The following is an 11,688-nucleotide window of genomic DNA, read 5'->3' as shown; positions in this document are numbered from 1 at the left end:
TGCACTCGTTTAGCGCAATCGCCACCAGTCAGAATTTCTCAGAGCTCCGTGGTCGACTATTCCCGAATCCCCACTCCCGAATCCAGCCTGAGGCCGCAGGCCTCAGGTCACAAACGGTTTGAACGCGATCCCCAGCCCGGCCATGCTTTCGACTTCGCCGATCAGGTCCGCGCGCAGCAGCGGGCGCGAGTCGATCCAGCTTTGCGACAGGATCAACGACAGGCGGGTGTCGTCGGCGGTGAGTTCCAGGGTCGGAATCGGGTCCGATTCGTGCGCGCGATGCAGCAGCACCGCCAGCCGCAGCAGCGCGGCCTTGCGTCGGGTCGGCAGCAGCAGGCGGTCCGGCAGCGCATCGAACGCGGTCTTGGGCACGTTGCGCCGGTGCGTGCGCACCAGCGCTGCCAGCACCTGCTGCTCCTGGCGAGAGAAACCGGCGATGTCCGAGTGCTCCAGGATGTAGCTGCCGTGCACGTGATACTGGCTGTGCGCGATGATCAGGCCCAGCTCGTGCAGGCGCGCGGCGCGGCGCAACACCTGTGCGTCGTCGCCATCCAGCTGCCAGGATTCGCAGACCTGGTCGAACAGGCGGCAGGCAGTGGCTTCCACGCGCTGCGCCTGCACTTCGTCGATGCCGTAGCGCTGCACCAGCGACGCCACCGAACTGTCGCGCGGGTCGTTTTCGCCGCCGCGGCCGAGCATGTCGTAGAGGATGCCTTCGCGCATCGCCGCCTTGCTGACCATCAGCTTCTCCAGCCCCAGGGCCTGGAATGCCGCTTCCAGCACCAGGATGCCGCCGGCGATGATCGGCCGGCGTTCGGCCGCCAGGCCGGGCAACTGGATGTCTTCGATGCGTTTGGCCTTGAGCAGTTCATCGCGCAGCGCCGGCAGCGCCTCGGCGGTGATTGCGCCCTTGGTGAGCTTCATCGCCGCACAGATCTCGCCGATGGCCTTGTGCGTGCCGGACGAGCCGATTGCCTCGTGCCAGCCCAGCGCCTTGTACTGATTGGCGAACTGCTGGAATTCGGTGCCGATCTCGGTCAGCGCATCCTTCCATTTTTTCTTCGACAGTTTGCCGCCGGGAAAGAAGCGGCGCGTGCTGGCGATGCAGCCGGCCTGCAGTGACTCGCGTTCCAGGGTCTGGAATCCGCGGCCGATGATGAACTCGGTCGAGCCGCCGCCGATGTCGATCACCAGCCGGCGTTGATCGGGCTTGGGTGGTTGCGCATGCGCAACGCCGAGATAGATCAGGCGCGCTTCCTCGCGTCCGCTGACGACTTCGATCGCATGCCCGAGCGCGGTTTCGGCCGGCATCAGGAACGCCTGCGGCGAGCGCAGCTGACGCACCGTGTTGGTGGCCAGCGCGCGCACGCGCAACGACGGTACTTCCCGGATGCGCTGGCCAAAGCGCGCCAGGCATTCGAGCGCGCGCTGGCGCGCGTCGTTGGAAAGGCCGCCCTTGCCATCCAGGCCGTCGGCCATGCGCACGGTTTCGCGCAGGCGATCGACCACGCGCAGCTGACCCATCAGGTAGCGCGCAATGACCATGTGGAAGCTGTTGGATCCTAGGTCGATGGCGGCAAGGAAATCGCCATCGCACAGGGGCGGGATCGTGGGGGAGGGCATTGGCATGGGCGCATGGTAGCCGATGGGCCGTCGGCCCCGTGAGGGGCCGCGCCCGCGCCGCTTTCAGATCCGATCGAGCAAGGTCATCTGCGCCGAATGGGCTGGCTCGCCAGGGCCGGGCATGCGCTTGTGATAGACGCCGTCGGCATCCAGTTCCCAGGCGTTGACGTTGTCGTCCAGGTAGTTCTGCAGCACTTCGCGGTAGACGCGCTTGGCCAGATCCGGCTCCAGGATCGGGAAGCAGGTCTCCACCCGCCGCAGCAGGTTGCGTTCCAGCCAATCGGCGCTGGCGCAGTACAACTCTGCCGCGCCATCGTTGCCGAACCAGTACACCCGGCTATGTTCCAGAAAACGCCCCACGATCGAGCGCACGCGGATATTGTCGGACACGCCGGGCACGCCCGGGCGCAGCGTGCAGGCGCCGCGCACGATCAGGTCGATCTGCACACCGGCTTGCGAGGCGGTATACAGCGCACGCACGACCTGCGGCTCGTTGAGGGCATTCATCTTGGCGATGATGCGGCCCGGGCGGCCGTTGCGGGCCAGCCGCGTTTCGCGCTCGATCCGCTTCAACACGCCTGCGTGCAGGGTGAAGGGCGACTGTAGCAACTGCTCCAGCTTCATGCGCGGGGCCAGCCCGGACAATTGCTGGAACAGCATGTGCACATCGTTGCCGATTTCCACATCCGCGGTGATCAGGCTGATGTCGGTATACAGGCGTGCGGTGCCGCTGTGGTAGTTGCCGGTGCCCAGATGCACATAGCGTTTGAGCTTGCGTCCCTCGCGGCGCACGATCAGCAGCATCTTGGCGTGCGTCTTGAAGCCGACCACGCCGTACACCACCTGCACGCCGGCTTCCTGCAGCTTGTCGGCCAGGCCCAGGTTGGCCTCTTCGTCGAAGCGCGCGCGCAGCTCCACCACCACGGTGACGTCCTTGCCGTTGCGCGCGGCCAGGATCAGCGCATCGACGATCAGCGAGTCCTTGCCGGTGCGGTACAGCGTCTGCTTGATCGCCAGCACGTTCGGGTCGACCGCGGCCTGGCGGATCACGTCCAGCACTGCGGTGAACGCATCGAAAGGATGATGCAACAACACATCGCCCTTGTTGACGATCTCGAAGATGCCGTCGTTGTCGCGCAGGGTGCGCGGATTGAACAACGGATACTTCAGTTCGGGGCGCTGCACCAGATCGTAGACCTGGGTGACGCGGCTCAGGTTGACCGGCCCGACGATGCGGTACACCGCGTTTTCGTTCAGGCCGAAGTTCTGCAGCAGGGTGCGCATGATCGGCGCCGGGCAGTCGTGCGCGATCTCCAGGCGCACCGCCGGGCGATAGCCGCGGGTGACCAGCTCGTCGCGCAAGGCCAGCGCCAGGTTCTCGACTTCTTCCTCGTCCACTACCAGCTCGGAGTTACGGGTGACGCGGAACTGGTACGAGCCCTTGACCTGCATGCCCGGGAACAGCTCGTCGACGAACTCGGACAGCACCGAGGACAGGAATACGAAACTCTGCGCACCCTCCGGCGACAGGCTCGCCGGCAGCTGGATGATGCGCGGCAACGAACGCGGCGCACGCACGATGGCCAGATGCCCGGCGCGCCCGAATGCGTCCTGGCCCTCCAGCACCACCACGATGTTCAAGGTCTTGTTGAGGATCTTCGGAAACGGATGTGCCGGGTCCAGCCCCAGCGGCGACAGCACCGGCATGATCTCGTTGCGGAAGTACGCCCGCAGCCAGCGCTTCTGCCGCGAGGTCCAGGCCGTGCGGCTGAGCACGGCCACGCCGGCATCTTCCATCGCCGGGCGCAGCACCTCATTCCACGCGTGGTACTGCTGTTCGACCAGCTTGGCCGCGCGGTCGTGCACTGCGTTGAGGATGGCGGTCGGGCTCAGGCCATCCGGCGCCGGCGGCAGGCCGAACTCCTGCGCATGCCGCACGGTGGCGGCGCGGATCTCGAAGAATTCATCCAGATTGGTGCAGGAGATGCACAGGAACCGCAGCCGTTCCAGCAATGGCACCTGCTCGTCCAACGCCTGTGCCAGCACCCGGAAGTTGAAATCCAGCTGCGACAGCTCCCGGTTGATGTACAGCGCCGGATCGCGCAACGGATCGGTGGCGATGTCCTCGGAAGGTGTGACGTCGTGCAGTTCTTTGGCGTGGCCCATTGGAATCGGTCATCAAGACGGAGATGGTGTGCGGCGTGACAATGCGCCAGGTACAGCGCAGGCAATGCGGCGCCTCGTGCGCGCGCATCGCACCGCGTTGCGGCGCGCACCTCTTACATATCACGCCGAACGTGACAGTGGCAGGGACTGATCGCGCTGCACGACGCGTGCAGCGACGAAATGGCATGAGAATTCGCTGCCACGTCCGACTTCGCTTTCGATCTCCAGACGCGCCTGGTGCAGTCCCAGGATGTGCTTGACGATCGACAGCCCCAGCCCGGTGCCGCCGCTCTCGCGCGAGCGGCTGCTGGAGACGCGGTAGAAGCGCTCGGTGATGCGCGGCAGATGCGAGGCGGGAATGCCGTAGCCGGTGTCGCGCACCGCGAGGGCCGCGCCATCGCCTTCGCGCACGAAGCGGATCGTCACCGTGCCGCCGCCGGGCGTGTAGCGCACCGCGTTGGTGACCAGGTTGGAGAAGGCGCTATGCAGTTCCTTGTTGGAGCCGAGTAGGTCCACGCCGGCCTCGTCGAACACTTCCACGGTGTGGCGGCCCTGGCTATGCGCTTCGGCCTCGCGGCGCAGCGTCGACAGCATCGGCGCCATCGCCACGTGTTCCTCGCCGAGTTCTTCCTGCGATTCCAGCCGCGACAGCGTCAGCAGGTCTTCGACCAGCTGCGCCATGCGCTGCGACTGCTTGCGCATCTCGGCCAGCATCGGGCCCGAATCGGGAAAGTCCTCCGGGTCGAGCATGTCCAGATAGCCATGCACCACCGTCAATGGCGTACGCAGCTCGTGCGAGACGTTGGCCACGAAGTCGCGGCGCACCTGCTCCAGCCGCAGCAGCTTGCTGACATCGCGCGCCACCAGCAGCCAGTAATCGTCGGAGTAGGGGATCAGGCGCAGGTTCAGGCGCAGGTCCGGGTCGACCGGCGATGCCGCGTCGAGCATCGGCTCGGCATTGCGGCCGGCCGCCAGCCAGTGCGCCAACGGCAACGGCTGCAACCGCTCCACCACCGACACGCCCAGATCGCCCGGATGATGCAGCCCCAGCAGTCCGCCCGCGGCTCGGTTGAACCACTGCACGCGCTGGCTGTTGCGATCCACCACCACCACCGCATCCGGCAGCGCCTGCGCAGCAGCACGGTAGGTACGCAGCATCTCGACCAGGCGACGCTTGCGCCCGCGCATTTCGGCCTGGCTGCGATAGAGCAGGCGATCCAGTTCGTTCCAGGCGCCGGTCCCGGCGGCGGGCTCGGCGCGCTGGCGCGCGGTCAGGCGCTGCAGCACCCGGCGCAGCCGCCAGTAATGCCAGGCCAGTACCCCCAGCGCGGTCAGCGTCAACGCCATCCACACATGCTCGATCAGCACGCCGACCAGCACGGCAGCGCCCAGCAACAGCGCGAGAGTGCCGAGCGTCTTGAGCCAGGCGGAACGGATGTGTTGAGGCATGGAAGGCGTTACCACGGGGCGTGAGGTGGGCGTGCGAGCCGGCCGGCCTGCAGGGCCGAGCGGCTGTGCGGCAACCGCTAGGTTGCCGATGAGAAACGGTAGCCCGAGCCACGCACGGTCTGCACCATGTTTTCCAGGCCGAACGGTTCCAGCGTCTTGCGCAGGCGGCGGATGTGCACGTCGATGGTGCGCTCTTCCACATACACGCTGCCGCCCCAGACATGATCCAGCAGCTGGGTGCGGGTATACACGCGCTCGGGATGGGTCATGAAAAAGTGCAGCAGGCGGTATTCGGTCGGGCCGATCGGCACCGGCGCGTCGCCGGCAAACACCCGGTGCGCGGCGCCGTCGATGCGCAGGCGGCCCACCGCCACGCTGCCGTCCTCGTCGTCCTCGCGGGTGCGGCGCATCACCGCGCGGATGCGCGCCAGCAACTCGCGCGCCGAGAACGGCTTGACCACGTAATCGTCGACCCCGGCTTCCAGGCCACCGACGCGGTCGTTCTCTTCGCCGCGCGCGGTCAGCATGATGATCGGAATCTCGCGGGTCAGCTGCTCCTTGCGCCAGCGCCGTGCCAGATCCAGCCCGCTGGTGCCCGGCAACATCCAGTCCAGCAGGATCAGGTCCGGCACGCGGTCGGCGATGGCGGTCTGCGCCTCGCGGGCATCGCCGGCATGGATGGGTTCGAACTCGCCTTTGCGCAGCGCGAACGCCACCATGTCGCGGATCGCGGGTTCGTCGTCGACGATCAGAATGCGTTTCTGCACGCGGGGCTTACCGTCTGGCTTTGGTTGATCGCCAGTAGACTACGGTTTTGTGACTCTAATGTGACATGCCCGACGGTTGCCGCCGTGGCCGAAGCGGCCTGTGCCATTGGCCGGCGCGGTGCCGAGCACCTGGGCGCGCGCCCGGATGATCGCTGCGCCACCCGTCACATGCGCCAGCGCGTCGACAGATCCGGGTCGCGGATGCCTTGCCGGCGCAGTTCCAGCACGGTCGGCGTGATCGCCGCGATGCGTGCATCCACCCGCGCCCGTGTCACATAGTCGAGATCTTTCTTTTTCAGCGCTTCGAGCTGGATCAGCGCCTGCTCCGGGCGTCCATTCAAGTACGCAGATTCGGCGTAGGCCTCGCTGGCGCGCAGATGGTCGCCGGACAGTTCGCAGGCACGCGCGTAGGTCTGTTGCAGCAGGGGATCTTCGCTGCTGCGATGCAGGAGCGGCTCCAGTACCTGGCGCGCGCGCTGGCCGGACTCCTTGCTGGCCTGCTCGTTGAGCGCGCCGGCATAGGTCAGCGCCACCGCGCGGTTGTTCGGCAGTTGCTTGAGCAGCGCATCGAAACGCGCATTGGCCACCTCGCGCTGGCCCACCCGCGCCTGCGCCTCGCTCAGGCCCAGCGTCAGCCACAGGTTGTCCGGGTGCGCTTCCAGCAGGCTGGTCAACTCGGCCACCGGCTCACCCGGCCGCCCGCCGCTGTTGCGCAGCTTCGCCAGCGCCAGCCCGTAGCGCTGGGCATCGGTCAGGCCGTGCTTGGCACTGCGGCGCAGGTTTTCGTATTCGCGAATGGCCGCATCCGGCGTGCTGGCGCTGAGCACGCGCAGGCGTTCCTTGGCCCAGTCGAAGTTCTGCTGGTCGCCGCTGCGGCTCAGCGCATCCACCGGCAGCCGCAGCGCATACGGCAGCAGCGCGTTGCCGTTGCGGCTCAGCGGTTCGGACAGCGACGGGTCGGACGGGTCCACCCGTTCCTGGTGCGTGCCACCCGGCACCGAGGTGGTCAGCACCACGGTGTTCTTCTTCATCTGCTCGGCGCGTGCCTTGGCCTCGCTGATGCGGGTGACCGTGACCGGGTGGGTCTGCAGAAAGTCCGGCGCGCTGTAGCCGCCCTCGTTGGCGCGCATCGCCACCGACATGCGCTCGAAGAAGCCGGCCATCGCATCCACGTCGTAGCCGCTGCGCACCAGCGTGCGGATACCCAGCCGGTCGGCCTCCGATTCGTTGGAGCGGGTGTAGTCGATCTGGCGCTGCTGCATCAGCCCCATCGCACTGGTGATGCCGGCCATGGTGGCATCGCCCTTGGAATTGCCACCGGCCTGTTGCGCGGCGACCACCGCCGCCAGCATGCCGAGCAGGATCGGGATCTGGTCGCGCTGCGCCCGTTCCACCCCACGCAGCACATGCTGCTGGGTGACGTGGGCGATTTCATGCGACAGCACCGCGGCCACCTCGTCCTCGCGCTCGGCGGTCAACACCAGCCCGGCATTGACCGCGATATAGCCGCCCAGCGTGGCGAAGGCGTTGATCTGGCGGTCGCGCAGCATGAAAAACGTGAACGGCTGCTGCGGCTGGTCGCTGTTGGCGCCTAGCCGGGTACCCATGGTCTGCAGCCAGTCGCTGATCAGCGGGTCGTCCAGCACGTAGTCGTAGTTGCGCAACTCGGCCAGCATCATCTTGCCGTACTCGGCCTGGCGCGCCGGGGTCAGCAACTCGCCGGCAGACGAACCGATGTCGGGCAGGCGGTTTTCCTGCGCGGGTGCCACCCCGATGGCAACGGCCAGCGTGAGGGCGGTGGCGAGCGGTAGCAGGCGCAAGTGGAACTCCCAGGTGGTGCGCGGAGCATGCGGGCAGCACGGCGCGCTGGCGTGAATCATCGGTTAATCCACAGTGTTGCGGTGACGACGTGGAAATTCCAGTCGCCCGGTACCATTGTCAGACCTCAGACCAACCACGGAGTTTCCCGTGAGCCAAGACACCAACGTGCAGGATGCGGCCAGCGGCCCGCAGATCACCCTGTATTCCTCCGCGATCTGCCCGTACTGCGTGGCGGCCAAGAACTTCCTCAAGAGCAAGGGCCGGATCTGGACCGAGGTGCGCATCGACCTGGACCCGGCCGAGCGCAACAAGATGGTTGCGCTGGCCAAGCGCACCAGCGTGCCGCAGATCTTCGTCGGCGACGTCCATGTGGGTGGCTACGACGACATGATGGCGATGCACCGGGCCGGCAAGCTCGAGCCCCTGCTGGCCGGCGATACAGGCGGCCAGGCATGAGCGAGACCGGCAGCGGCAGCGACGACCGGCTGCGCGAGTTCACCGAATTTCGCCAGCGCATGAACCAGCGCATCCTGGCCGAGCCGAACCAGGTGGTACGCCGGTTCTTTGCGCTGGACACCCAGACCTATCAGGCGGGCGCGCTCGACGTGAAGACCAAGGAGCTGCTCGGCCTGGTCGCCTCGATGGTGCTGCGCTGCGACGACTGCATCAGCTACCACGTCGCCCAGTGCAAGGAGGCCGGTGTGAGCCGCGAGGAATTCTTCGAAACCTTCTCGGTCGGGCTGGTGGTCGGCGGCTCCATCGTCATCCCGCATCTGCGTCGTGCGGTGGACTTCCTCGACCAGCTCGAAGGCGGCGCGCCGGCACCGGAGCAGCACGCGCACGGGTGATTGGGTGGGAATGGGGTGCCGCCGTGCGCAGCCGGGCGCTCTTAGACCAAGGTCGGTTTGGGCGCCTTCACCGGCATCGGGCATAATTGCCGGTGAAACCTCATTGCGCCGCTCTGCCGGGTTTGACGGCTGGCGCTCCCCCCTTCAAGTTCGGAAACCCAACGTTATGACGCAGACAATCACGGTCATCCGCGGCGACGGTATCGGCCCGGAGATCATGGATGCCACGCTGTTCGTGCTCGACGCGCTGCAGGCTGGCCTGACCTACGAGTACGCCGACGCTGGCCTGGTCGCGCTGGAAAAGCACGGCGATCTGCTGCCCGAGTCCACCCTGGCCTCGATCACCAAGAACAAGGTGGCCCTGAAAAGCCCGCTGACCACCCCGGTCGGCGAGGGCTTCAGCTCGATCAACGTCGCCATGCGTCGCAAGTTCGACCTGTACGCCAACGTGCGTCCGGCCAAGTCGTTCCCCAACACCAAGTCGCGTTTTGCCGATGGCGTGGACCTGATCACGGTGCGTGAGAACACCGAAGGCGCCTACCTGAGCGAAGGCCAGACCGTGTCCGAGGATGGCGAGACCGCGTTCTCCGGCGCCCGCGTCACCCGCAAGGGCTCCGAGCGCATCGTGCGCTACGCCTTCGACCTGGCGCGCGCCACCGGCCGCAAGAAGGTCACCGCGGTGCACAAGGCCAACATCATCAAGTCGACCTCGGGCCTGTTCCTGAAGGTGGCACGCGATGTGGCCACGCAGTACCCGGAAATCGAATTCCAGGAAATGATCGTCGACAACACCTGCATGCAGCTGGTGATGCGTCCTGAGCAGTTCGACATCATCGTGACCACCAACCTGTTCGGCGACATCATCTCCGACCTGTGCGCCGGTCTGGTCGGCGGCCTGGGCCTGGCCCCGGGCGCCAACATCGGTGTGGACGCGGCGATCTTCGAGGCCGTGCACGGCTCGGCGCCGGACATCGCAGGGCAGGGCAAGGCCAACCCGTGCGCGCTGCTGCTGGGTGCCGCGCAGATGCTGGACCACATTGGTCAGCCGCAGAACGCCGAGCGCCTGCGCGAAGCGATCGTGGCCACCCTGGAAGCCAAGGATTCGCTGACTCCCGACCTGGGCGGCACCGGCAACACCATGGGCTTCGCCAAGGCCATCGCCAGCCGCCTCTGAGCGCACTGGTTGATCGCACAATAAAGAAAGGGCGCCTGGGCGCCCTTTCTTTTTGCTTGGAATTGTCTGAAGCCACACTTGGTCATTGATCGTGGGGAACGCTCTTACGATTCCCCAATCCCGATTCCCAATTCCCTGCTTAATTGCGCGACTGCAGCTTCGACAGCAAGCGCAGGAACTCGATGTACAGCCACACCAGCGTCACCATCAGGCCGAACGCGCCATACCACTCCATGTGCTTGGGAGCGCCCTGTTCGACACCGCTTTCGATGAAGTCGAAGTCCAGCACCAGGTTCAGTGCCGCCACCACCACCACGAACAGGCTGAAGCCGATGCCGATCAGGCCCGAGTCGTGGATGAAGGGGATGCGCACGCCGAACAGGCCCAGCACGATGGTCGCCAGATACACCAGCGCAATGCCGCCGGTGGCTGCCACCACGCCCAGCTTGAAGTTCTCGGTGGCCTTGATCATGCCGCTGCGATAGGCAAACAGCAGCGCGAACATGGTGCCGAAGGTCAGCAGCACCGCCTGGAACACGATGCCGTTGAAACGCGCCTCGTAGACCGCCGAGATCGAGCCCAGGAAGAAGCCTTCCACCAACGCGTACAGCGGCGCAGTGACCGGGGCCCAGGTCGGCTTGAAGCTGGTCGCCAGCGCGAACACCAGCCCGCCGATCGCACCGGCGATCATGTACAGCCGCGCGGCAGGCAACGGAGCGCCATCGGCCCCGATCGACTGCGACCAGGCGAAGGCGGCGGTGACCACCGCCATCAGCAACAGCAGGCCGGTCTTGTTGACGGTGCCGTTGAGGGTCATCGCCTGACCGTCGCGGGTGACTACCGAGCCGGAACCGAGGTCGAGGAAGGTGGATTCCCGAAGGGCGGGATTGCCGCTACGCATGCGTGTTCTCCATGAAATGTAGATGCCTGCCGACTTGGCGAGCGATGTTGCGAGGATACCGGATCGTCCGATTTACACAGAGTGATTGACAGCAAGGCCAATCATTCCCAAAATAGCCGACCTTTCCAGCCTTCGGGATTGAAAGGTCCCGCCGGGGTATAGCGCAGTCTGGTAGCGCGCCTGCTTTGGGAGCAGGATGTCGGGGGTTCGAATCCCTCTACCCCGACCATTCCGAGCTCTTGACGGCGTGGGAATGCGAAGTTCGGTCCGGGCGCCCGTAGCTCAACCGGATAGAGCACCGGCCTTCTAAGCCGGCGGTTACAGGTTCGAGTCCTGTCGGGCGCGCCATCGGCGGTGCGGTAGGAAGTAGGTTTCAGTGGTGGCTGTAGCTCAGCTGGTTAGAGTACTGGATTGTGATTCCAGATGTCGGGGGTTCGAGTCCCCTCAGCCACCCCACTGATTGCAGGAATTGTCAGGAAAAGTTGGACCCGATGCATCGCGGGGTGTTGCAACGAAGCAAAAACGCACATACAATGTGCGACCAGTTTCAGGGCCGTTAGCTCAGTTGGTAGAGCAGTTGACTCTTAATCAATAGGTCCAAGGTTCGAATCCTTGACGGCCCACCAAACAAAAGCACTTAGGCATCCGCCTAGGTGCTTTTCTTTTTGTGCTGAGGAAAAGATGACGCAAGGAACCGGCTGCAGCTTCGCTGTCGTCTCGGTCGGCGGTCGCGGCAACGCAGTGCCGATCTCGCCCGGCACGGGCATCGGTGCGTTGAGCGGTCTGCTCTCGGCCGGGTGATCGTGCTGCTGCTGGCGATCATCGGCGGCTGGTCGATGATGTCCGCCGCACGGTCATGCTGACGCTGCTGCAGTGTGGACTGGCGGCAGGTGGCGCCTGCGCCGTGCTTGTCTGGCTGATGTGGTCGCGCCGGCAGTG

At 65.7% G+C, this 11,688-nt stretch carries 9 protein-coding genes and 4 tRNA genes; 7 read left to right on the top strand and 6 right to left on the bottom strand.

From position 1 onward, the window contains the following. Nucleotides 1-102: 102 nt before the first annotated feature. From ppx to XarbCFBP7408_RS00215, 5 genes are all read right to left on the bottom strand, one after another. Nucleotides 103-1,623 carry an exopolyphosphatase gene (gene ppx, locus XarbCFBP7408_RS00235; RefSeq protein ID WP_181106500.1) on the bottom strand — a complete coding sequence of 507 codons (1,521 nt, stop codon included), beginning with the start codon at nucleotides 1,621-1,623 and terminating at the stop codon, nucleotides 103-105. A gap of 63 nt (nucleotides 1,624-1,686) precedes the next feature. Continuing rightward, complete coding sequence (ppk1, locus tag XarbCFBP7408_RS00230) at nucleotides 1,687-3,789, bottom strand: polyphosphate kinase 1 (protein ID WP_104560368.1); 2,103 nt, start codon at nucleotides 3,787-3,789, stop codon at nucleotides 1,687-1,689. Nucleotides 3,790-3,909: 120 nt separating this feature from the next. Then, complete coding sequence (gene phoR / locus XarbCFBP7408_RS00225; RefSeq protein ID WP_181106492.1) at nucleotides 3,910-5,238, bottom strand: phosphate regulon sensor histidine kinase PhoR; 1,329 nt, start codon at nucleotides 5,236-5,238, stop codon at nucleotides 3,910-3,912. A gap of 77 nt (nucleotides 5,239-5,315) precedes the next feature. Then, nucleotides 5,316-6,005 (bottom strand): phosphate regulon transcriptional regulator PhoB, encoded by a 690-nt coding sequence (phoB, locus tag XarbCFBP7408_RS00220; RefSeq protein WP_002806631.1) that lies wholly within the window; start codon nucleotides 6,003-6,005, stop codon nucleotides 5,316-5,318. Between the two features lie 164 nt (nucleotides 6,006-6,169). Next, a complete protein-coding gene (locus XarbCFBP7408_RS00215; protein ID WP_181106490.1) occupies nucleotides 6,170-7,885 on the bottom strand; it encodes a M48 family metalloprotease in 1,716 nt (571 codons plus the stop codon). Nucleotides 7,886-7,973: 88 nt separating this feature from the next. Between XarbCFBP7408_RS00215 and grxC the strand changes: the two genes are divergently transcribed. The 3 genes from grxC (at nucleotide 7,974) to XarbCFBP7408_RS00200 (ending at nucleotide 9,848) form a co-directional block, all read left to right on the top strand. Continuing rightward, on the top strand, nucleotides 7,974-8,282 hold the full coding sequence (gene grxC, locus XarbCFBP7408_RS00210; protein WP_104560364.1) for a glutaredoxin 3: 309 nt from the start codon (nucleotides 7,974-7,976) through the stop codon (nucleotides 8,280-8,282). Beyond that, entirely contained in the window at nucleotides 8,279-8,674 is a 396-nt protein-coding gene (locus XarbCFBP7408_RS00205) for a carboxymuconolactone decarboxylase family protein (protein WP_104560362.1), read from the top strand. Before grxC ends, XarbCFBP7408_RS00205 begins: the two co-directional genes overlap by 4 nt. Before the next feature lie 166 nt (nucleotides 8,675-8,840). Beyond that, nucleotides 8,841-9,848: an isocitrate dehydrogenase gene (locus tag XarbCFBP7408_RS00200; RefSeq protein ID WP_005998180.1), complete on the top strand. Its 1,008-nt coding sequence runs from the start codon at nucleotides 8,841-8,843 to the stop codon at nucleotides 9,846-9,848. A gap of 139 nt (nucleotides 9,849-9,987) precedes the next feature. Here XarbCFBP7408_RS00200 and XarbCFBP7408_RS00195 read toward each other — a convergent pair whose 3' ends face one another. Next, a complete protein-coding gene (locus tag XarbCFBP7408_RS00195) occupies nucleotides 9,988-10,749 on the bottom strand; it encodes a Bax inhibitor-1/YccA family protein (protein WP_039523860.1) in 762 nt (253 codons plus the stop codon). Between the two features lie 152 nt (nucleotides 10,750-10,901). Here XarbCFBP7408_RS00195 and XarbCFBP7408_RS00190 point away from each other — a divergent pair. The 4 genes from XarbCFBP7408_RS00190 to XarbCFBP7408_RS00175 all read left to right on the top strand — a co-directional run bounded on the left by XarbCFBP7408_RS00190 (nucleotide 10,902) and on the right by XarbCFBP7408_RS00175 (nucleotide 11,375). Further along, a tRNA-Pro gene (locus XarbCFBP7408_RS00190) sits at nucleotides 10,902-10,978 on the top strand. Nucleotides 10,979-11,020: 42 nt separating this feature from the next. Further along, a tRNA-Arg gene (locus tag XarbCFBP7408_RS00185) sits at nucleotides 11,021-11,097 on the top strand. Between the two features lie 31 nt (nucleotides 11,098-11,128). Continuing rightward, a tRNA-His gene (locus tag XarbCFBP7408_RS00180) sits at nucleotides 11,129-11,205 on the top strand. Nucleotides 11,206-11,299: 94 nt separating this feature from the next. Beyond that, nucleotides 11,300-11,375: transfer RNA gene (locus XarbCFBP7408_RS00175), tRNA-Lys, on the top strand. The last annotated feature ends 313 nt before the right edge of the window (nucleotides 11,376-11,688 follow it).

It is taken from the genome of Xanthomonas arboricola pv. guizotiae (genome assembly GCF_002940205.1).
Taxonomy (GTDB): domain Bacteria; phylum Pseudomonadota; class Gammaproteobacteria; order Xanthomonadales; family Xanthomonadaceae; genus Xanthomonas; species Xanthomonas arboricola_C.
This window is presented reverse-complemented; position numbering and strand designations above follow the sequence as displayed.

Bases quoted from the DNA above. Each gene is read 5' to 3' on its own strand.
- ppx (WP_181106500.1), bottom strand. From the start codon at position 1,623: ATGCCCTCCCCCACGATCCCGCCCCTGTGCGATGGCGATTTCCTTGCC.
- ppk1 (WP_104560368.1), bottom strand. From the start codon at position 3,789: ATGGGCCACGCCAAAGAACTGCACGACGTCACACCTTCCGAGGACATC.
- phoR (WP_181106492.1), bottom strand. From the start codon at position 5,238: ATGCCTCAACACATCCGTTCCGCCTGGCTCAAGACGCTCGGCACTCTC.
- XarbCFBP7408_RS00215 (WP_181106490.1), bottom strand. From the start codon at position 7,885: ATGATTCACGCCAGCGCGCCGTGCTGCCCGCATGCTCCGCGCACCACC.
- XarbCFBP7408_RS00205 (WP_104560362.1), top strand. From the start codon at position 8,279: ATGAGCGAGACCGGCAGCGGCAGCGACGACCGGCTGCGCGAGTTCACC.
- XarbCFBP7408_RS00200 (WP_005998180.1), top strand. From the start codon at position 8,841: ATGACGCAGACAATCACGGTCATCCGCGGCGACGGTATCGGCCCGGAG.
- XarbCFBP7408_RS00195 (WP_039523860.1), bottom strand. From the start codon at position 10,749: ATGCGTAGCGGCAATCCCGCCCTTCGGGAATCCACCTTCCTCGACCTC.